The organism is Chitinophaga sp. 22308, assembly GCF_052045305.1.
In the GTDB taxonomy this organism is placed as follows: domain Bacteria; phylum Bacteroidota; class Bacteroidia; order Chitinophagales; family Chitinophagaceae; genus Chitinophaga; species Chitinophaga varians_A.
The window spans coordinates 280,392-301,490 of sequence record NZ_JBQEOP010000006.1; the positions used below are offsets into that span (position 1 = coordinate 280,392).

A 21,099-nucleotide genomic window follows, 5' to 3' on the forward strand; every position below is an offset into this window, starting at 1 on the left:
TCCGTTAGTTCTGTTTTAATACCGGCATCCTTGCCTGTATTTTTGAAAAGACGCGGCTGAATAGTTGTTCTATTTTGGTCACCTCTTCCTGCGTCAGCCCGATCAGCCACGCGCTGGCGGTCATGGCCAGTATGCTCACCAGCGTTGTCCCCCCCAACCGTATAAATCCCTCGGGCATGCACCACTGCGGTATGTATGCCAGTATCGCAGCCAGCAACACCGGTGCTACCGCGCGGACGACCACCTGTTTTACATACAGCAGCGGAGACAGTCCCGCTATTCTTTCGGCCGCCATGATCCTGTAAGCCCCGCTCAACACCTCTATAACGATGGCACTCACCAGTACTGAGGCAGCCGGCCAGCCGGCTTTGAGCAACAGCCAGGCAACGGGAAGGTTTAGCAATACCATTGTACTGACTACCACCTGGTATTTCCTTATCTTTCCAACAGACTGCACTGCCACCTGTATCCCGGCAGATAGTTGATTGATGAGCGTAGCAATAACAATTAAGCGGCACATGATCACAGTATACTCCGGCACTTGCTTTAACCAGCATTGTAATACAAAGGGCATTTCTATCATCATGGGAATAGCCAGGAAACTCAACAGGAAAAAAGAGAACTTGCTGGCGATCATGGCCAGGCGAAGCATCCGGGGCCGATCGCCACTGCCTTCACTTTTTATGATCTGCGGGTTCAATGCCCTTAACATGGTCACCGAGAAATAACTCAGTTGGGCATTTACCTGGTTGGCAATGCCATAAGCCGCATTTACGACGGTGCCGAAGAATACATTCAGCAGTAATGCCAACCCCTGGTTACGGGCAACCACACTGCCGGCGCCAAACATATTCCATCCTGCGTAGGCAAACATCTCTTTCAGCAATTGCCGGTCGGCGTACCGCCGGATAGCGATCCTGCTTTCCTTGTACTTCGTGGCGCAATACACCTGCTTGAACAGCAGCAGTAATACTGTGAGTAAAGTCATGAGGCCGCCGTACACGATCAGTTTGTCGTAACCGGTGTATTGCAGGACTAATGCTATCGCCAGTTTTCCCAGGGATTCAACAACACCCAGTATGGCCACCGTCACCATGTTCTCCTGCGCTATCAGCGTAGCGTCATAAGGCACGGATATGATAGTAAAGAATGCGCTGACAACCATGAACTGAAAGATGAGCTTCGCCGCCATGGTCCGGTCTGCCGGGTAATTCAACACCTGATCAAACAGGTAGCCGCCCGCCACTTCAAACAGCAACACCATAGCCAGTCCCAGTATAAAATGCAGCAATACGCTGGCGTTAAATACCAGCTTTAATTTGTGGCCGTCTTTTGTACCGAGGTGAAACGACATATAACGTTGTGTGCTGATCGTCATAGCAATGTTCAGAAATGACAACATGGCAATCACCCCGCTGATCAGGTTAAACAACCCGTAATCGGCCGCGCCCAATATGTTCAGCACCAGTCTGGTGGCGAACAATGAAATGAAAATGGTAATGAGCATTCGCCCGTAAAGTGCGCCGGTATTTAATATCACCCTGTTTGCTACCTGCATGGCATTTATTTATCCTATTAAGTGTTCGAGCTGTGTAACTTCTTTCTTTGCAAATAATGCAATGTCGCCGGCCATCATCTCCCGGACCAGTGCAGGCAGGTCATAGGCCGGCTCCCAGCCCAGTACTGATTTCGATTTGGCGGGGTCCCCGATGAGCAGCTCCACCTCTGTAGGGCGGAAATAACGGGGGTCAATAGCCACCACTTCTTTCCCTAACGGCAACGTGTATACTTCATTTGAACAGGCGGTAACAATGCCTGTCTCCCCGACACCACTGCCCTGGAAGGTGACAGTGATGCCCAGTTCCTCAAAGGCCATGCGAACAAATTCGCGAACGGTAGTGGTGATGCCGGTGGCGATCACATAGTCGTCCGGCTGTTCCTGTTGCAGGATGCGCCACATCGCTTCCACGTAATCTTTGGCATGGCCCCAGTCCCGCTGTGCGTCCAGGTTGCCCAGGTACAATTTATCCTGCAGTCCAAGCGCAATAGCAGCCGCCCCCCTGGTGATCTTCCGGGTTACAAAGGTTTCACCCCGGAGCGGACTTTCGTGATTAAACAGGATGCCATTGCAGGCATACATGCCATAGGCCTCGCGGTAGTTAACCGTGATCCAGTAGGCATACAACTTAGCCACGGCATAAGGGCTGCGGGGATAGAAGGGAGTGGTTTCCCGTTGTGGCACCTCCTGAACAAGTCCGTACAGCTCGGAAGTGCTGGCCTGGTATATGCGGGTTTTCTTTTCCAATTTCAGTATCCGTAACGCTTCCAGTAAACGCAGGGTGCCGATACCGTCAGCATTGGCGGTGTATTCAGGTGTGTCAAAGCTCACTCTCACATGGCTCATGGCCGCCAGGTTATAAATTTCATCCGGCTGGGTTTCCTGGATAATGCGGATCAGGTTGGTGCTGTCTGTCATATCACCATAGTGGAGACGAAAGCGTACATTCTCGCTGTGCATATCCTGGTATAAATGATCTATGCGCTCCGTATTGATCAGGGAAGCGCGACGTTTAACGCCGTGCACCATGTATCCTTTTTCCAGCAGCAATTCTGCCAGGTAGGCTCCATCCTGGCCGGTAATACCTGTTATCAGGGCTACTTTCATACAATCGTTAATTTAGTGGTGATAGAAATAATTGTTACAGCAGGAATTAATGCCGACTTATTGTATCAGCGCATTAACTGTAGTATTGGCTTTGCCGATACCGTAATAGGTAAATCCAAGTTTGATGAGTTGCACGTCATCGTAGATATTGCGGCCGTCAAATACGAGCGGCGATTGCATGGTTTTTCGCAGCCTTTGCCAGTCCGGCATCCGGAACGTGTTCCATTCCGTTACCAGCAATATGGCCGCTGCGTTTTCCGCGGCGCTGTACATGTCTTCCGCGAAAGTGACGTTATTGCCCAGGCAGGCGGATGCCTCGTCCATGGCTACAGGGTCGTATACGCTCACTATGGCGCCCTCTTCCAGCAGGCTGTCTATCAGCACCAGTGAAGGGGCTTCCCGCATGTCGTCGGTATTAGGTTTAAACGACAATCCCCATACGGCGAATTTTTTATTGCGGACGTCGCCGTCGAAATGGCGGAGTATTTTCCGGAACAATACTTTTTTCTGATCTTCATTTACCGCTTCCACTGCGTCCAGGATACGGAGATGGTAGCCATATTCCCGCCCTGTTTGTATGAGTGCTTTTACATCTTTCGGAAAACAGGAGCCGCCGTAGCCCATACCGGGATAAAGAAAATGTTTGCCTATCCGCGGGTCGCTGCCAATACCTTTTCTTACCTGGTCGATGTCAGCTCCTGCCAGCCCGCATAAATTGGCGATATCGTTCATATAGGATATCCTCGTGGCCAGCATGGCATTGGCAGCGTATTTTGTCATCTCTGCAGATGCGATGTCCATGAATAAGATAGGGTGTCCGTTTAACAAGAAGGGGCGGTATAACTGCTCCAGTGTGTGCCTCGCCCTGGTGGTATTAACACCAACGACTATACGGTCCGGTTTCATGAAGTCATTTACTGCAGCGCCTTCCTTCAGGAATTCAGGGTTGGAGGCCACATCATAGTCGAGGATCAGTTGCCGGGCGTCAAGGCTCTCTTTTACCGCCCTGTTTACCTGTACGGCAGTACCAACAGGCACAGTGCTTTTGGTGACGATCACGAGGTAATGTTCCATGAGCTGTCCTATCTGGCCGGCCACCTGCAATACATATTGCAGGTCAGCACTGCCGTCTTCTCCCGGCGGCGTTCCTACGGCTATAAACACCACTTCTGCCCCTGGTAGCGCCGAAGCCAGGTCGGTAGTGAAATACAAACGGCCATCCTGCTGGTTGCGCTTTACAATTTCCTGTAAACCGGGTTCATAAATAGGCAGCATGTTGTTTTGTAAACGCACGATTTTACCGGCGTCTACGTCAACGCATACCACTTCCGTTCCTACTTCTGCCAGGCAGGCCCCGGTCACTAAACCTACATACCCGGTACCAACGATTACTACTTTCATACAACTGTTGTTTAGGATTGTAATTTGAACTGATGCTGTTGCAGGAAATCCCTGTAAGCCATTACCAGTCCTTCTTTCAGGCTGATGGAATGTTTCCATCCCAGCTGGCGTAACCTGGATACGTCCATCAGCTTACGGGGCGTTCCATCCGGCTTGCTGGCGTCAAATATCAACTCCCCTTCGTAGCACACCACATCTTTGACATATTCTGCCAGTTCCCTGATGGTGAGGTCTTCGCCTTTGCCGATGTTCACCGGTTCTTTCTCGTTGTAATGCTGCATCAGGAATACGCAGGCATCCGCCAGATCGTCCGCAAACAGGAATTCCCGTTTAGGCGTTCCCGTTCCCCATACTGTCACCGATGCCCGGTTATTTATTTTCGCCTCGTGGAACCGTCTGATCAATGCCGGCAGCACGTGGGCATTCTGAGGGTGGTAATTGTCCCCTATGCCGAAAAGGTTGGTAGGCATCACGCTGATAAAGTTGCAGCCATACTGGTCCCGGTACGCTTCACATAATTTGATACCTGCTATTTTTGCAATGGCATAAGGTTCATTGGTCTGTTCCAGCGTTCCTGTCAGCAGGAAACTTTCTTTGACCGGCTGTGGCGCCATACGCGGGTAAATGCACGAGCTGCCCAGGAACTGCAGTTTGGTGACGCCATATTTCCAGGCAGCATGTATTACATTGGCAGCGATCATGATGTTATCGTACAGGAATTCGGCCCTGTAGGTATTGTTAGCGTAAATGCCACCCACTTTGGCAGCTGCCAGGAATACATAGGCAGGTTTTTCAGCAGCAAAAAAAGCATCTACATCCTCCTGCTTGCGAAGGTCCAGGCTACCGGAGCTGCGTGTAATGATATTGTGATAGCCCAGGGTTTCAAGTTTTCTTTTGATAGCGCCGCCTACCATGCCACGGTGACCGGCTATATAAATCGGATCATTTGCTTGCATATATTTCAGTTAAGGTTACAGTAATTCAGGCCGGTTTTCCCTGACCCATTGATGTAGTTGTCTGATATCCTGCCCGTTGCCGCGTTTCATCACCAGGAGGGCGCTCGCGGTATTGACCACCACCATATTTTCCACACCTACGAGGGCCACCAGTTTGTCTTTTCCGATTACGATATTCTTATGCGGATCGCTTTCGATAAATACCGCCTGGTGATTGCGGTATTGATAATGCCTGGAAAGTGCATCCGCCAATGCATCGTAGCTGCCTACATCGCTCCAGTCCATTTTGGCCGGGACCACCTTTACGATGTCGCTTTTTTCGAGTACGGCGTAATCAATACTGTCAGAGGGGATGGCCTCCATTGTTTCCCTGCGCAATGCCCCGGTGCTTTTCCATTCTGCGGCGGCGACAGCAGCAGCCTCGTAAATGGCGGGTGCATGTTGTTGCAGTTCACGCAGCATTACGCCCGCCTTGCAGCAGAAGATGCCACTGTTCCACAGGTGGCCGCCAGCAGCCAGCATCGCTTCTGCCACCACACGGTTGGGCTTTTCCACGAACTGCAGTACATCATGCCCGGAGTAACTGATGTAGCCGAAGCCTGTTTCCGGGTAAGTGGGCACTAACCCTATAGTGACAATATAATTTCCTCCCGCCAGCACCGCAGCAGTCTCTATGGCGACGGCATATCTGTCTGGCGTGCCGATAAGATGGTCGGCGGGAGTGATGAGCAAAATGGTTTCAGGATCTGTCACAAAAGCAGCCAGTGCGATGGCGGCAGCGGTGTTGCGCCCTACCGGCTCGGCCAGACATACAGGAGCTGAGGCGCCGGCCTGCTCCAGTTGTTCCGCAACTATCGCCGCCTGTTGTTCGTTGACGATGGCCATTACCTTGTTACAGGCAAAGCGGTTTCGCCGGAAGGCCAGTTGAAGGAGGCTGTACCCATCGAACAGGGTTAATAGCTGCTTGGGGGTTTGCTGGTTTGACAAAGGCCACAACCGGGTGCCGGAGCCACCACAAAGAAGAATGTGCTGCATCATAAGGTTAATGGTTTAAATCAGTAATGAGGTCCGTTTACCGCTTTGCTGCCGGTAATCGCCGATATTTCTCTCGATGGCACTTTAGCTACGAGCATGCAACCCAGGCTGTTCAGCTCCACTTTCACATGGTCACCGCTGAGTTGTATGATCTTTCCGCCGGAAGCATGTACCCTCTCCCTGTCTGTCGGAATGGGAAATCTTTCCACAGATACATCTTCGTAGTCACGCAGAAAATGCCTTATCAATGCAATTTCGTGGTCTGGTATAATGGCTGGTTGTTCCAGCCAGTGCACGAAATTCACCACGTTATCTGTTTCACGTACTACCCAGCTCCTGCTTTCCGGAATACGCACAAATACGTAGGAAGGAAAGAGCGGGGTCTCAACGATCCTGCGCGCGCCCACTAAGTGTTTGACTGGATAATAGTGTTCTACTTTTTTACGGGTGAACAGGTCAGCTACTTTTTTTTCGCATTTGGCCCTGGTATATACCGCATACCAGGCTAATGGTTGAACATTAAACATAGGAGCCGGTTTTTAAGGTGATCGGATAGTTCGTGTGGAAGTTATAAAGGCAGGATGGGCATAGTTTCCCCGCAGGTCACATAAATGGTGGTGTGACCGGATTTTTCGATTGTTATTATTTAGTACTTCGTTTAAAGAAACCCGTCTTTTTGACAGCCTCCGTGTATCCGTAACCGTTTATGTCGCCGTATCCGGAACCATAACCGTAACCAGCTACACCCTGGCGTTTTATTGCGTTGAATACGATGTTCAGTTTCCCCAGTTCCCTGTTCTGATACAGCTCTTCCACCAGTTTCAGGTAATGTTTGGGCGTACGCTGATGACGTACTACATACAGGGTTGCGTCACAGAAAGGTGCAATCAGCCTGGCGTCTGTTACCAGTCCTACCGGGGCGGAATCAATAATGATATAGTCAAAGCGTTCTTTCAGTTCGTTTAAAAGGTGCTCCAGTTGCCCGTTGAGAATAAGTTCGCTGGGATTAGGAGGAATGATGCCTGCAGACAACAGGTATAAATGTTCATTGTTGTCTATCTTCTGCAGGATGTCCTGTAAAGATGCCTTGCCAACCAGATAATTACTGATGCCCGGAACAGCACGCATATTCAGCATTTTACTGATCATCGGTTTGCGCAGATCGAATTCCAGCAGGGCGACCTTTTTCCCAGCCAGCGACAGGCCTACGGCCAGGTTCACGGATATAAAGCTCTTGCCTTCGCCCGAAATGGAGGAAGTGATCATGAGTGTTTTGCGATCACCGTTAAGGCCTATATAGGATAAAGAGGTTCTCAATGCCCTGAACTGTTCCGCTATTGCCGTCCTGCTGTCATGGCTGATCACCACCGGATTTTTGCTGTCGTGGTACATGATCTCCGCAGCAATGGGCGCGGTTGTCATTTTTTCAATATCCGCCCGGAACATCACTTCGCTGTTCATCATATCTTTCAGTGCCACAAACCCGGCTACCAGCGCTATGGCTGCGAGAACAGAAAGGCCCAGTACCATTGGTTTCTGCGGACTGAAAGGGAAGGCGGCCGATTCGGCGGCATCTACTATCCGGCTGTCAGACACCGCAGCTGCATAAGCCAGGGATGTTTCTTCCCGCTTCTGAAGGAGAAAGGTGTAGATGTTATTCTTAATCGCTTGCTGACGGCTTACTTCCAGCAACGCTTTTTCTTTCCCCGGTACGCTGCGGACGATGTTCATGTTGCGGTTATTCTCCGTTTGTAATCGTGTCAGCCCTGCTTCGAGATTGGCGCGAAGGCTCCTGATATTCTCCATGATGGCGGGTTTGAGCCGCTCTACCTGCCGGTTAAGGCTCGCCAGCAAGGGACTGTTTTCGCCGGTGGTTTTACGCAGGCGTTCGAGTTGTAATTCTGTTTCCGAAAGTTTGGCGACCAGTTCCAGCAACACGGCATCCGTGAGGCCAATGGTGCCTGGTACAATATTGCCGGTGGTCCTTTGACTGACAACATATCTTTCAATAGCATCCAGCACCGAAAGCTGCATATTGGCTTCACTAATCTTGCGGTCGTTTTCCTGTACACTGGCCAGGAATAATTTGCTTTGTTCGCCGATGTCCACAATACCTTCTGTTCTTTTAAATTTTTCCACCTGTGTTTCTGCCTGTCCCAGTTCGGCACTGACGATCCGCAATCTCTCTTCTACAAAGCTCATGGTGTTGGCGGAGGTCCTGTTTTTATCTTCCACCGCGGCTTTATTATATTCCCTGATGAGCTCATTTAGTATGTCTTCACCACGGTTCGGCGCGGCGTCCGTATACTCCAGGTCCACTACGCTTCCTGCTTTAGCTGCAGGCATAATTTTGATGGTCGCAAGTATCCGTTGCATCCATTGTTTCTCCGTCATCAGGTGCAGGGAATAGCTGGCGGCAGTATCTGCATGATTGCCTTGTGGCAGTATCAGCAGTTTTCCCCATCTGGTTTGTACGGTGTCTCCCACAGGGAAACGCTTACCGTCAATGGTCACCTGTTGGGCGGTTTTGCTGTAAGTGAACGGCCAGGTACCGGTTGCCGCCGGTTGTATGGCGTCTGGTTCGAGGAAGACGAATTTCAGCGGGCCGTCCTGATAGCGTACCACATCTCTTATCTTCCCTTTTTCTATGACTTCCCCGTACAGATTCAGTTTTCGTATAACCGATTTTGTTAGTGTACGCGACTTTAATATTTCAATTTCATTTTCCATGATCGTTTTGCTGCCTCCCATCAGATCGAGCGACTGCAACATGTCGCTGGCGCCAAGTCCGTTAGATGCTTCCTGCACCAGCAATACCGCAGATATTTTATAGAGCGGCGTGGCGTAACGCAGATACAGGAAGGCACATGCAAGGGCAGCTGCTATGGCTGCTGCGAACAACGGCCAGTAAGGCAGATAGTGCGAACGGATGAACGTCAGCAGGCTCTGTGGCGTTTCGCCGGTCTGGATTGGATTTCCATTTACCTTTACCTTTTGCATATGCTAGTTATTAATGATCAAACGGTCCAGGATAATAACGAGTAAGGACAAGCTGCTGAGCGCGATGGGCAGTATCTGCCGGGACCGGTCAGCCGTTGCTATCTTTGACTTATTGGGTTCCACATAAAGTATATCATTTGATTGCAGAAAATAGTAAGGGGAATTAAGGATTTTTTTGTCGTTCAGGTCCAGCCGGCGGATGATCCTTTCGCCATCGACTTCCCGTATCAGGAGAATATTGTTTCGTTTGCCAAACACCGTTATATCACCTGCCATTCCCAGCGCTTCCAGTACTGATATTTTTTCGTTGGTAACATTTACTACTGTAGGTTTGCTGACTTCCCCCAATATGGTAACACGATAATTCAGAAAACGGATACTTACCACAGGATCTACCAGCAGCTTGCGTGCTATGAGCTGATCGTGCAGGTAGTCGGTGAGTGATTTTTTAGTAAAACCCGTCACTTTAACAGGCCCCAGCACCGGGTATTGAATATATCCCTGCTCATTCACCAGGAAGCCTCCCAGCATAGCGCCTGCTCCTGCATTGGCCCCTCCGGCGCCTGACGCGGAGGTCATGTTGGAAACATTGTAAATGATAACATCTTCCGGGTTAAGACTGCTTACATTGATCTGCAGTATATCATTCTTTTGTATCCTGGGCTCGAAACTGCCATCAACCGGTGATAGCACTGTGTCTTTTACGTCACTGAAGTAAATAGCATTTTTGGTTGATGTGCAGGCAGTAAACAAACAATTCAAGCATAGTAATCCCAGTCCTATCCAGGTTAAGCAGGTTTTCAATATCATCATATGGCTTTTAATATCATCGCTTTCACTTGCCGTTCCGCTCCATACAATATTACTTCAGTTGAGGGCCTGAATCAATTACTAACTAGAGTATAAATTGTACTCAACTCCATATTCTTGTTACTTATAAAAGTAAATCGGCAACAAAATCAAGAGACATATCATTAAAAGAAGAATATAAGAAATTTTGGGAGAGGGTCGCAATAAACAGAAGAGAGGATAAATTATTTGACCATATTTTTGAGATCAATTCAGATTTGGATGAAACATTTAGCTTCTGATATACTTTTTTCAGGTGCTGGTTCACTGTAAACACAGTGACGAACAACTTTTCCGCCATTTCCTTATATGAGTAGCCTTCCTTGAGCAACTGTACCAGTTCATATTCCCTGCGGGTAAGTTTGTCTTTGATACTTTCCAGCGGATCTCCGTTGAGATGACTGATCAGCATATGTGCCGCTTTGGGTGATAAAGTGGCGCCGCTTTGCACGGTGTCTATGATGGATTGGTAGATATCGTTCAGGCGGCTCGTTTTAATGATGTAACCGCTGGCGCCTTTTTTAATGGCCTCTATGATATATTGTTTATCGTCGTGCCCGGACAATACAATCACTTTTATTTCGGGATAACGTTTCTTCACTTCTGCGATACCATCTATACCTGATATGCCCGGCAAAGTGATGTCCATTAATACTACTTCTACGTCAGGATAGGTTACCGGCAGTGCGATAAATTCTTCCATGGTTTTGCATGCAAATACTACATTACACTCCTGGAAATCTTCGAGAAATTCGCGATAGTTGTTTAACAGAAAGTGGTTGTCTTCAATGATACCAATGTTGATCATAATAAAAGAGCTGGGTTTTCGGTTGATATGGTATAATATGGTTATATAACAGAAAAATAAGGCAAATCAATAGGGCTGTTACGTCTTAATTACATATCACTATTAACATAGACGGAATTACCATAAACAAATTAATATTAATGAAATATATCAATTTCATTTCTCCACTAAAATAGCAAAATTAAATTCAAAACTAACAAAGTATTGATTACCATAAATTACGTCGTACCAACCAATCAAATTAAATTATATTCTATATAATAATTTATTCAGAGATTTTGTAAATTTAGATAGACTAGTTGTAGTCCTGCGAACTCATATCCTTTGAAATAAACCATATTTCTATCAACCGAAAACCTATTGTATGCGCGAACTTATTACCAGGCATGTTGCCAGGAAAAGATCATTAACAGATATCCGATCTGAATATATTTCTATGGCCATGCACGAATTCAAGACACCTATTACTGCTATTTCATCGTCTGTAGAACTACTGGAAACGAAAATGCAACGGGATGAAATGATGTTGCCTTTTTATCAGCGGAACATATCCCGTATTAAAGAAGAGATAACCATGCTGACTAACATGGTGGAAGACATCCTCATCAGCGGCAGCATGGCAGCCGGTAATCCGGATGCTACTCCTGAGATCACGGATGTATCTGCCTTTGCCAGGATGATCCGGCAGCGGTATTTCTATCAGCGTGCGGACAAGCGTCAGTTAACAATAAAAATTACCGGGACACGCCGTGATATTTATATCGATCAAAGTCAGCTGGCCGGTATCCTGACCAACCTGGTTGGAAATGCCTTTAAATACTCTCATGAGCAGGGACCTTTGCTCAGTCTGCATTACCGCAAAAAAGAACTATGCATTAAAGTAAAGGATAAAGGCATTGGTATACCGGAAGAGCATATACGTTTTTTATGCACGCCTTTTTTCCGCGCCGGAAATGTAGGGGATAAAGAAGGTGCCGGCCTGGGCCTGGCCATCGTAAAACGTTTCGTTATGGCCAACAACGGCACTATAGCTGTTAGCAGCAATGCTGCCGGTACTGTTTTTACGCTTACATTTCCTTATGCAGCCGATATTGCTTCGTGACTATGACACCTCAGTATAGCAGCAATACGCTTCCTTTCAGCATATGTTGCTCCTGACGGCTGTCGGTATATGTGCATATATATACATAGGCCTGTACGCCTGCACGGGATCCCCTGAAAGTACCGTCCCATCCGGCTTCCGGCGCCAGGCTGGAAAATACCAGTTTTCCCCATCTGTCGTATACCTGTAACCGGTAGTTATGGATGGCGTCATACACTTTGGGCCGGAAAATATCATTCTGCCCATCGCTGTTAGGCGTAAATGCATTGGGAAATATCACCAGGCAGTTTTTCCAGGGTGACGTTACTGAAGTGTCCACCCGGGCGCCAAACTCATGATTGTCCTTTATTTTTCCGGTATGCGGCCCCGCAGCAAGGCCGGAAAAGACGCTGTCCGTTTGCCATATGCCGTTGTCCAGCTGATATTGAAAAGGAGGCACTCCGCCTGTTACATGCAGGGTTATACTGCCGTCTGACACCTCTCCGCAACTACATGGCTTTACGGTAGCGGTTACCGTGGGCAGCACTAATTCATCGATGGCTGATAAATTGTCAATCAGCAATGCAATGCCAAACTGGCTCTTGTTACATGGCGTAGTAGGATAAGCCAGGAATGAAATATAACGCCAGGCCTGTGTTGTACGGAATACCGCATGATACCGCTTCCAATCTGTTTGAATAAAATTGCCTGACGACCATAACAGGGCGGCAGTATCGCCCGGCGTATTGCCTCCATAAATAGCGAGGTTACCGTAACAGGCAGGATAAAGATAATAGGTAGCAAACGCCAGATCAAAACTCAATACATAGGTAGTATGTGCCTTCAGTGGTTGCGCTAATTGCTGGCCAACCCCCTCCAGGAAACCCTTTCCGCTATGCATGCCAATATAGCTGCTACCAGCCGATGGCGGTAGTTTTATGTCGAATATACCAGGCTGTGTGTCTGGCGTACCCTGTACAATAAACCAGGGAGCGGGTATTATCCCTTTTCCCCGCGCTCCTTCCATAGATGGATTACCTAGGGCTATTTGCTGGGCTTCTAACCGGATAGTGAGTGTTAAAAAAAACCAGCAGCACAACGTTGTATATAAAGTACCTGGTCCCGGGAACATTCATTTGATTTGCTGTCATAAAATTACCGGTTACAGGCATGACTACATATACTCAAAGTAGTAGTTTGTTGGAGGCCGCTGATTCTTTTTTATCCGCTTTATTGTTGGGCCGGGAATTTGGTAATATCCATAAAAAAGACTTCCCAGGTATGCCCATCCGGATCTTCGATGGTCCGCTGTTGCATAAAACCATAGTCTCTCATTTCATTGGGCTCCGTCCCTCCTGCTTTGATACCGTTCGTTACCAGGTTATTCACTTCGTCTATGCTGTCTAACGACAGTGAAAAGAGCCCTGCCAGATTTGCTTTGGTGTCAGCTAACGGCTTTGTCGCAAAAGTTTTAAATTTTTCATGGGTCATTATCATCACAAAAATATTTTCACTCCACACCATGCATTTCGCTGAGTCATCCGAGAACTGAGGATTGTTGGTAAATCCGATGGCCGTATAAAAGTCCAGTGACTGCTGAAGGTCTTTTACGGGTAAGTTGATAAATACTTGTTTTGCCATGACTTGATTTTTTAATTGTTATTACAGCAAAGTTGCGGTAACCGTTTTTGCTAAAAATTTACATTTGTTGAGAAAGGCGGAATTTTTTACTTATTCGCCAAAAAAATCCGGCTAAGCTGTGTGGGCGTGATACCGAGATAGGCGGCAATATGGTGTTTCTTTAGCCTTTTCACCAAACCGGGATATCTGTGGAGAAAATTATCGTAATTGGCTTTCGCTGATTCATACCGGAGCGATACTTCATAGGGTTCCTTCTCGATTATCCAATGCTGCTCCATATAGCGGATATAAAAAGCGGCGATATCAGGATAGATCGCAACAAGCTTTTTAAACTCCATGAAATTATATTCGAGTACAGCTGTATCCTCCAGGGCTTTTATGGTGAAACTGCCCGGTGATTGTGTAAGCGTGGCGGTCATGGAACCGGCAATCCGGTTCTCGGGGAAAAAATACTTGATCACCATGTCGCCGTTTTCGGCGGTGTAATACTGATACATTAAGCCCTTTACAATAAAGGCCACCTTTTTAGGCGTCTGGCCTTCGGTGACGAAGTCGTCGCCCTTGTGGTAGGTATTTTCGTGAAGCAAGGCAGCCCACGCCGCTTCCGCTTGCGGCGACAGACCAACGTAGGTTCTTATTTTCTGAAAGAAAGCATCATGGCTCATTGGCTAAAGATAATAATCTTATTTCCCTGTACAATGTAGCCGCCAGGTTATTTAAATTTTAAGCTGTTTTTGAATATTACCTTCATCAAATAAAAAAAATTGGTTCCTTCTGAAACATATCGTAATATTGCGATAATAAAATCGTATAAATGGGCGCTACCAAAGCAGATTTATTCACCAGACAGCAGAATGAAATAGCCGCTATGGCTAAAGCGCTGGCACATCCGGCCCGTATTGCCATCCTCCAGTACCTGGTCAAAAAGAACGCCTGTGTCTGCGGGGATTTGGTGGAAGAACTGGGCCTTGCCCAGGCTACCACTTCCCAGCATCTGAAAGAACTGAAAACAGCCGGGATCATACAGGGTTCCATTGAAGGGGCCAGCGTATGTTACTGCATCAATCCCAAAGTCTGGAAGCAGTACAAGGAACTGTTCAGCGCATTTTTTAAAGATGTGGACCTGCAACAGTCCTGCTGCTGATATTTTTTTGTTTAAATATATCGCAATATTGCAATAATACAATAATAGATACCATGACTACCGACGAACAAATGAAGGAACTGGTAAAACAGAAATACAGTGAAATCGCTTTACAGGACAAGGCTACCAACGCATCTTCCTGTTGCGGCTCCGGCTGTTGTTCCACCGAAGTATATAATATCATGAGCGATGACTATTCACAGCTGGAAGGGTACAACCCGGATGCAGACCTGGGTCTGGGATGTGGATTGCCAACGCAGTTTGCAAAAATCAAAAAAGGAGATACCGTTATCGATCTGGGCTCCGGCGCAGGTAATGACTGTTTCATCGCCAGGCAGGAAACCGGCGGGTCCGGAAAGGTAATAGGCATCGACTTCACGCCTGCCATGATTGAAAAAGCCCGTGCCAATGCGGAGAAACTGAATTTCAATAATGTAGAGTTCCGTCAGGGCGATATTGAGAAAATGCCCGTAACCGCCAATGTCGCGGACGTGGTGGTCAGCAATTGTGTATTGAACCTGGTGCCCAACAAAAACGGCGTTATCAGGGAAATTTTCCGTGTGCTGAAACCTGGCGGGCACTTCAGTATTTCCGATATCGTATTGCAGGGCACTCTGCCGGCCGGCATTCAGCAGGCAGCGGAAATGTACGCCGGTTGCGTATCCGGCGCCGTGCAGAAAAATGAGTACCTGGACATGATCAAAATCAACGGCTTTACAAACATTACCATCCAGAAAGAGAAAACCATCACCATTCCGGATGATATTCTTTCCAACTACCTGAACGCTGAAGAAATAGCTGCTTTCCGTTCCGGTGATACAGGCATCTACAGTATTACCGTTTACGCTGAAAAACCGTCCGAGACGGCATGTTGCCCTCCGGGTTGCTGTTAATTGATCACCTGAAACCAATACTATATGACTATTCAGCCGATGACTGCCGGGCACGGAAGTCAGGTATTATCCATCTACGAAGCGGGCATTGCTACCGGCAATGCCACTTTCCAGACTGCAGCACCCTCATGGGAAGAATGGGACCAGTCCCATCTCAAAACCTGCCGCCTCGTTACTGTTGAAAATAACCGGGTATTAGCTTGGGCTGCACTGACAGCTGTATCCAGCCGCTGTGTATACTCCGGCGTAGCTGAAGTAAGTGTATACGTGGCCCCCGATGCGCGGGGCAAGGGGATTGGCCGTCAGCTGCTGGAAGCGCTAATCCGGGAAAGTGAGCTGCACAATTTCTGGACTTTACAGGCAGGCATCTTTCCGGAAAATACCGGCAGTGTGAAAATCCATGAAGCCTGCGGCTTCCGTATTGTAGGACGCAGAGAGCGGATAGGCAAAATGGGCGACAGGTGGAGAGATACATTACTACTCGAAAGAAGAAGCACACAAACAGGCATTTAAAAACCATTTACAGCAACATCATGCAAAACTGCAATCCTGCCCAGCGTAGGCAACTGGGCTTTCTGGACCGCTACCTCACCTTATGGATATTCCTGGCAATGGCTATTGGCGTTGGCATCGGATATTTCTTTCCATCCTCTTCCGGGTTTATCAATTCCTTTTCATCCGGCACCACCAATATACCACTGGCAATAGGTTTGATTCTGATGATGTACCCGCCGCTCGCCAAAGTGAAGTATGAAAACATGGGTGAAGTATTCCGGAATACCAAAGTATTATCTGCTTCCCTGATACTAAACTGGGTAGTTGGTCCGGTACTCATGTTCGTGTTAGCAGTACTGTTTCTGCATGGTTATCCGGAATACATGACGGGGCTTATCCTGATTGGACTGGCCCGTTGTATCGCAATGGTCATCGTGTGGAATGAGCTGGCAGATGGTAACCGCGAATACGCCGCCGGACTGGTTGCCTTGAACAGCATTTTTCAGGTGCTGCTGTATAGTGTGTACGCTTACCTCTTCATCACCTGGTTGCCGACCGTTTTTGGTATGAAAGGGCTGACCGTAGCTATATCCATTGGCGAAATCGCTAAAAGCGTCGCGATCTATTTAGGCATCCCGTTTGCCGCCGGTATTATCAGCCGCTATGGCCTTATCGCATGGAAAGGAGAGCAATGGTACCAGGAAAAATATATACCCTTCATTTCACCGGTCACGTTAATAGCTCTGCTGTTTACCATCGTCGTGATGTTTAGCCTTAAAGGAGAACTGATCGTGCAGATACCATTGGACGTTGTCAGAATAGCTATTCCGCTGGTGATCTATTTCGCCATCATGTTTTTGGTCAGTTTCCTGCTGGGCAAGACAATGGGCGTCGATTACTCCCGGAATGCGGCGATCGCGTTCACCGCAGCCGGTAACAACTTCGAACTGGCCATAGCGGTAGCCATCGGCGTGTTTGGCATCAACTCCGGCCAGGCTTTCGTAGGCGTAATAGGACCACTGGTCGAAGTGCCCGCACTCATTGCATTGGTAAACGTGGCTTTCCGGCTTCGGAAAAAATGGTACAACACTCCCGCTAACACAGTAAAAGCATAACCGTCAACTCATCATCGTATGAAAAAAATCCTTGTCCTTTGTACCGGCAACAGCTGCCGCAGCCAGATCGCGGAAGGCTATTTAAGATATTTCGCCGGAGATAAGGCAGAAGTATACAGCGCAGGCGTAGAAACACACGGTGTCAATCCGCGGGCCATCGCCACCATGGCGGAAGACGGCATCGATATTTCCGGTCATACCTCCAACAACATCACCGAGTACCGGAACATACCTTTCGACTACGTTATTACCGTCTGTGACAACGCAAAAGAAAGATGCCCCTTCTTTCCTACCACGGCCCAGAAATTTCATGAGAATTTCCCCGATCCCGCAAAAGCTACCGGTACCGAAGAAGAGATCATGCAGCAGTTCAGAACAGTACGCCAGATTATTAAAGACTATACCCAATCCTTTGTGGCAGCAAACCTGTAATGAAACAACACATGGTTAAAATAAAAAAGGCTTGTAAGCAAACTTACAAGCCTTTTAGTTCAAGAGCCCGGAACAGGCGCCTTAAACTTTCTATGCATCTTGATCTAATGTTTCATTTTGTTTGTTCACCTTCTCATAGTTCTCTTTCTTCATTGCCGCCAGCATTTGCCTGATAGAGCTGTTATTTGTGCCCAAAATCTGTACAGCCAGCAGCCCCGCGTTCCGTGCGCCATTAACCCCTACTGTGGCTACCGGTATATCTCCCGGCATCTGTACTATGGATAAAAGGGAATCCCAGCCATCGAGAGAATTTGAAGACTTAATAGGAACTCCAATTACCGGCAAGGTAGTAATAGCGGCAACCATACCTGGAAGATGTGCTGCGCCACCGGCACCTGCGATGATGATCTTCAGGCCACGTTCTTCAGCAGTAGCTGCGTATTCAAACATTCTTTGAGGGCTGCGATGTGCCGATACAACGCTAAACTCATAGCCTATATCAAACTTCTTCAGCACCTCTATTGCCTGACGCATAATAGGCGCATCAGAACTACTTCCCATGATAATGCCCACCTCTACCTGTTTCATATTTTTAGTTTAAAATTTTTCGTATTAATTCCGCTTTTGCAATAACGTTCTCAATTGTATTGTCTGTGACTGTCACATGCCCGATTTTCCGGCCTGCTCTTCTGCCCTCTTTGCCATACCAGTGAAGGTGAGCGCCCGGTACGTCTAACAAACGTTTCAGCTTTCCCGGTCTGTCAGCATTCAATGCATCATTGTCCAGTACATTCAGCATCAAAGACGGGAAATGAAGCCCGGTGGCGCCTAATGGCAATCCAAGTATGGCGCGGAGCAATTGTTCATATTGTGAGGTAGTGCTGGCCTCTATAGTGTGATGACCGCTGTTGTGCGGCCTTGGTGCCATTTCATTTACCAAAAGTCTGTTATCTTTTGTAACAAACATTTCCACAGCAAGAATACCAACCAGCTTGAGCGCATCAGCAACCTTCTCAGCGAGGGTTGTAGCCTCTTTTAATATCCCTTCGTCTATCTGGGCGGGCGCTATTTGGTAGTCAAGAATGAACTTCTCTTCAGAAAACGCCATCATTACGGGATCGTAGCATACTACCGCGCCATCTTCATTTCTTGCGACGATTACAGCAATCTCGTGTTTAATGTCCACTAATTCTTCCACTACACAGGGCGCATCAAATGCCGCTTCAATATCTTCCTTAGTCTTCAAGACCATAACGCCATAGCCATCATACCCGTCGCGGCGCTTTTTCAGACAAACAGGCAGCTTACTTTCGTACCGGTACAGATCATTTTTGCCCTGTACGGCCTCTCCAGGCGCTACTGGTATGTTATGTGACAGCAAAAACTGCTTTTGTGTAAATTTGTCCTGTATTACTTCAATGGTATCGGGTGACGGAAAAACCTTTACTCCCTGCTTTTCAAGCTGGCGTAAAGCGTCGATATTTACAGCCTCTTTTTCAATTGTAATAACGTCAAGGTCCTTACCAAACTCCAAAACCGCTTCAAAAGAAGCCGGATCGCCACAAAAAAAAGAAGAAGTATAGTGTGAGCAAGGCGCATGAGGGTCCTTGTCCATAATCGAAACACGGAGGCCAAAATCTATCGCATGCCGCATAAGCATAGCCCCTAACTGCCCTCCTCCTAAAATTCCTATTTTCAAATTTTCAAGCATAATCGTTAATTGCCGCAAAGATATAAAACTATTTAAAATGATAGTAACACCATTACTCATAAGAAATAAATACAATAAGATCAGTCTACTATTAAATTGTATTTAGCGTAGTGGCCTGGGAGATTTCAACAATGGCATAAGCAGAGGACGTCTCAAAAATAAATGAGACGTCCTCGTTTTTTTTACAAATCGTTGTTATTGTTTTTTGAGATAAGTTTTGTTACCGTTTTTATTGATGTAGTATTGCCCGCCACGGGGGCCCTGATAGATGGTACGCCCCTTGGCATCGGTACCCACCACCTGATCACCGCCGCTGGCAGGAGCCGCTTTTCTGACTGGAGCTACTGCCGGAGCAACAGGAGCAGGTTTTTGGGTTACTGCTGGGGCAGGCGCGGGAACTGTCGGAGCAGATACCGGAGCTGTGGTTACGTTAGTTGCTTTGGTCCTTGTTTTTTTGGGTGTTTCGGTAACAGCGTTAGTGGTGTTTGTTTCTTCTTTAGCAGCTTTCGTCCTTGCTTTTTTCGTTGTTTCAGTAACAGCGTTGGTGGCGTTTGTTTCTTCTTTAGCAGCTTTTGTCCTTGCTTTTTTCGTTGTTTCAGTAGCGGCGTTGGTAGCATTTGCCTCTTCTTTTGCAGCCCTGGACCTGGTCTTCTTAGCCGTGGTAGCGGTTTGGTCCTGCGTGGTGGCTGCCTTCTCTTCTGCCTGTTTCTTTTTCTTCTTTTCTGCTTTGGAAGCCTTTTCGATGGTCTGCTGCGGCACCGTGTTTTGCGCATAACCGGCTATATTCCCGGTTAAAAGAGCACCTGACAGCAGTAAGATGGAGGTCATTCTTTTCATAGCAAAAAGATTGGGTGTTAATAAAAATCAATAAGGGAGCTTCTGAAAACCAAGATGATTGCGATAGTAACCGGACAGATGTATAGCTGCAATATATATTATTTTCTAATGCAGCCGTATAGCGGATTTTGAGACATTGATGAGATTGCTTGTAACAGATAGGATTTTTTTATATTTATTGTCATCCCGGTTCACAGCGGAGGCCAGTATAACAGTTAGGCATAAACGCTTTTGGGACTGATTAAGTCGGGGAAGCGGATAAATGCGTATCCAAACGACATTGGCACAAAAAAAATAGGTTGTAAGTCAAACTACTTACAACCTATTACGTGCCCAGAACTGGATTCGAACCAGCACACCCTTGCAGGCGCTGCGACCTGAACACAGTGCGTCTACCAATTTCGCCATCTGGGCAACTGATATTGTGATCAGGGAGCGCAAAGATAAGCACTCATTTTAATTCTCCAAACAAAAAGTAAATTTTTTTTCAAACTAACGGGAAAGGATATACTAATAATTGTGGATAAAACTGAAGGAGGTAACGCTGAAAGCCACGCCCCCTTTGGCTACCAGGTACAGGTCGTGTATACCTTCCGCATGGCGCAGGTTGCCCGTCAGTTTCAGGGCATAGGTGCTGTCGCCGGTATAAGGGATGTCCAGGGTGCCAATCACCTTACCTTTGGGCTTGTCTATACGGAACTCCAGTTTGGAGCCGCTTTTTTTATGCTCACAGGCCACTTCCACCTGGAAACCGATTTCCCCCATGCTCAGGTTCACCTGTGCAAACGCCAGGTAACTCCCTTCCTTCATCTGAAACTCCGTCGCCCGGTTCCCTTTTTTAGCCGTCGGCGCCGCCGTCTGTCCGTTGACAGTCAACTGCACTAAGGCAAAAACCAGGAACAACAACAGCCTCATAGGTTAGGATAGGTTTATCGTTTAACACAACGGGAACATTTCCCGCCCTGAAAAATAATGAAAAACTTAAAATTAAGGAATAATGTAATATTATATCATCATCAACACATAAAATAATCTC

22 protein-coding genes and 1 tRNA gene are annotated in these 21,099 nt (G+C 47.4%); 6 read left to right on the plus strand and 17 right to left on the minus strand.

The genetic code is table 11. The features are described from left to right. Positions 1-4: 4 nt before the first annotated feature. From ACTJJS_RS24880 to ACTJJS_RS24920, 9 genes are all read right to left on the minus strand, one after another. Positions 5-1,558: a lipopolysaccharide biosynthesis protein gene (locus ACTJJS_RS24880; protein ID WP_440665876.1), complete on the minus strand. Its 1,554-nt coding sequence runs from the start codon at positions 1,556-1,558 to the stop codon at positions 5-7. Positions 1,559-1,567: 9 nt separating this feature from the next. Next, positions 1,568-2,665 (minus strand): GDP-mannose 4,6-dehydratase, encoded by a 1,098-nt coding sequence (gene gmd / locus ACTJJS_RS24885; protein ID WP_440665878.1) that lies wholly within the window; start codon positions 2,663-2,665, stop codon positions 1,568-1,570. Positions 2,666-2,722: 57 nt separating this feature from the next. Continuing rightward, entirely contained in the window at positions 2,723-4,066 is a 1,344-nt protein-coding gene (locus ACTJJS_RS24890) for a UDP-glucose dehydrogenase family protein (protein WP_440665880.1), read from the minus strand. An 11-nt stretch (positions 4,067-4,077) separates the two neighbouring features. Beyond that, positions 4,078-5,022, minus strand: a complete 945-nt coding sequence (gene fcl / locus ACTJJS_RS24895; RefSeq protein ID WP_440665882.1) for a GDP-L-fucose synthase — start codon at positions 5,020-5,022, stop codon at positions 4,078-4,080. A gap of 15 nt (positions 5,023-5,037) precedes the next feature. Next, on the minus strand, positions 5,038-6,060 hold the full coding sequence (locus tag ACTJJS_RS24900; RefSeq protein WP_440665883.1) for a mannose-1-phosphate guanylyltransferase: 1,023 nt from the start codon (positions 6,058-6,060) through the stop codon (positions 5,038-5,040). 17 nt (positions 6,061-6,077) lie between these two features. After that, on the minus strand, positions 6,078-6,584 hold the full coding sequence (locus tag ACTJJS_RS24905) for a transcription termination/antitermination NusG family protein (protein WP_440665885.1): 507 nt from the start codon (positions 6,582-6,584) through the stop codon (positions 6,078-6,080). A gap of 115 nt (positions 6,585-6,699) precedes the next feature. Beyond that, positions 6,700-9,057 (minus strand): GumC family protein, encoded by a 2,358-nt coding sequence (locus tag ACTJJS_RS24910; protein ID WP_440665887.1) that lies wholly within the window; start codon positions 9,055-9,057, stop codon positions 6,700-6,702. A 3-nt stretch (positions 9,058-9,060) separates the two neighbouring features. Continuing rightward, positions 9,061-9,870 carry a polysaccharide biosynthesis/export family protein gene (locus tag ACTJJS_RS24915; protein ID WP_168874734.1) on the minus strand — a complete coding sequence of 270 codons (810 nt, stop codon included), beginning with the start codon at positions 9,868-9,870 and terminating at the stop codon, positions 9,061-9,063. Between the two features lie 121 nt (positions 9,871-9,991). Further along, positions 9,992-10,714: a response regulator gene (locus tag ACTJJS_RS24920; RefSeq protein WP_440665890.1), complete on the minus strand. Its 723-nt coding sequence runs from the start codon at positions 10,712-10,714 to the stop codon at positions 9,992-9,994. A gap of 364 nt (positions 10,715-11,078) precedes the next feature. On the opposite strand from ACTJJS_RS24920, the gene ACTJJS_RS24925 reads away from it, so the two are divergent. Beyond that, the gene (locus tag ACTJJS_RS24925; protein ID WP_440665892.1) at positions 11,079-11,816 is read left to right on the plus strand and encodes a sensor histidine kinase; all 738 of its coding nucleotides are present in this window, start codon (positions 11,079-11,081) and stop codon (positions 11,814-11,816) included. A 10-nt stretch (positions 11,817-11,826) separates the two neighbouring features. Here ACTJJS_RS24925 and ACTJJS_RS24930 read toward each other — a convergent pair whose 3' ends face one another. The 3 genes from ACTJJS_RS24930 to ACTJJS_RS24940 all read right to left on the minus strand — a co-directional run bounded on the left by ACTJJS_RS24930 (position 11,827) and on the right by ACTJJS_RS24940 (position 14,101). Then, the gene (locus ACTJJS_RS24930; RefSeq protein ID WP_440665893.1) at positions 11,827-12,822 is read right to left on the minus strand and encodes a gliding motility-associated C-terminal domain-containing protein; all 996 of its coding nucleotides are present in this window, start codon (positions 12,820-12,822) and stop codon (positions 11,827-11,829) included. 203 nt (positions 12,823-13,025) lie between these two features. Continuing rightward, positions 13,026-13,436, minus strand: a complete 411-nt coding sequence (locus ACTJJS_RS24935; RefSeq protein ID WP_168874730.1) for a VOC family protein — start codon at positions 13,434-13,436, stop codon at positions 13,026-13,028. Positions 13,437-13,522: 86 nt separating this feature from the next. Beyond that, entirely contained in the window at positions 13,523-14,101 is a 579-nt protein-coding gene (locus tag ACTJJS_RS24940) for a Crp/Fnr family transcriptional regulator (RefSeq protein ID WP_440665896.1), read from the minus strand. A gap of 149 nt (positions 14,102-14,250) precedes the next feature. Between ACTJJS_RS24940 and ACTJJS_RS24945 the strand changes: the two genes are divergently transcribed. From ACTJJS_RS24945 to ACTJJS_RS24965, 5 genes are read left to right on the plus strand one after another with little or no spacing between them, the layout of a single operon-like run. Next, the gene (locus ACTJJS_RS24945) at positions 14,251-14,580 is read left to right on the plus strand and encodes an ArsR/SmtB family transcription factor (protein ID WP_343746279.1); all 330 of its coding nucleotides are present in this window, start codon (positions 14,251-14,253) and stop codon (positions 14,578-14,580) included. Positions 14,581-14,633: 53 nt separating this feature from the next. Beyond that, positions 14,634-15,473 carry an arsenite methyltransferase gene (locus tag ACTJJS_RS24950; RefSeq protein WP_440665898.1) on the plus strand — a complete coding sequence of 280 codons (840 nt, stop codon included), beginning with the start codon at positions 14,634-14,636 and terminating at the stop codon, positions 15,471-15,473. A gap of 24 nt (positions 15,474-15,497) precedes the next feature. After that, a complete protein-coding gene (locus ACTJJS_RS24955) occupies positions 15,498-15,986 on the plus strand; it encodes an N-acetyltransferase family protein (protein WP_440665900.1) in 489 nt (162 codons plus the stop codon). A gap of 20 nt (positions 15,987-16,006) precedes the next feature. Continuing rightward, positions 16,007-17,083 (plus strand): ACR3 family arsenite efflux transporter, encoded by a 1,077-nt coding sequence (gene arsB, locus ACTJJS_RS24960; protein ID WP_440665902.1) that lies wholly within the window; start codon positions 16,007-16,009, stop codon positions 17,081-17,083. 18 nt (positions 17,084-17,101) lie between these two features. Beyond that, positions 17,102-17,515 carry an arsenate reductase ArsC gene (locus tag ACTJJS_RS24965; RefSeq protein ID WP_440665904.1) on the plus strand — a complete coding sequence of 138 codons (414 nt, stop codon included), beginning with the start codon at positions 17,102-17,104 and terminating at the stop codon, positions 17,513-17,515. A 90-nt stretch (positions 17,516-17,605) separates the two neighbouring features. Here the strand turns inward: ACTJJS_RS24965 and purE are convergent, their stop codons facing one another. From purE to ACTJJS_RS24990, 5 genes are all read right to left on the minus strand, one after another. Continuing rightward, a complete protein-coding gene (purE, locus tag ACTJJS_RS24970) occupies positions 17,606-18,103 on the minus strand; it encodes a 5-(carboxyamino)imidazole ribonucleotide mutase (protein WP_440665906.1) in 498 nt (165 codons plus the stop codon). A gap of 4 nt (positions 18,104-18,107) precedes the next feature. Continuing rightward, positions 18,108-19,286, minus strand: a complete 1,179-nt coding sequence (locus tag ACTJJS_RS24975; RefSeq protein WP_440665907.1) for a 5-(carboxyamino)imidazole ribonucleotide synthase — start codon at positions 19,284-19,286, stop codon at positions 18,108-18,110. 135 nt (positions 19,287-19,421) lie between these two features. Continuing rightward, positions 19,422-20,063 carry a hypothetical protein gene (locus ACTJJS_RS24980; protein WP_440665908.1) on the minus strand — a complete coding sequence of 214 codons (642 nt, stop codon included), beginning with the start codon at positions 20,061-20,063 and terminating at the stop codon, positions 19,422-19,424. Between the two features lie 330 nt (positions 20,064-20,393). After that, positions 20,394-20,477 (minus strand) — tRNA-Leu (locus tag ACTJJS_RS24985). 96 nt (positions 20,478-20,573) lie between these two features. Continuing rightward, positions 20,574-20,978, minus strand: a complete 405-nt coding sequence (locus tag ACTJJS_RS24990; protein WP_440665910.1) for a carbohydrate-binding protein — start codon at positions 20,976-20,978, stop codon at positions 20,574-20,576. Positions 20,979-21,099: the final 121 nt, after the last annotated feature.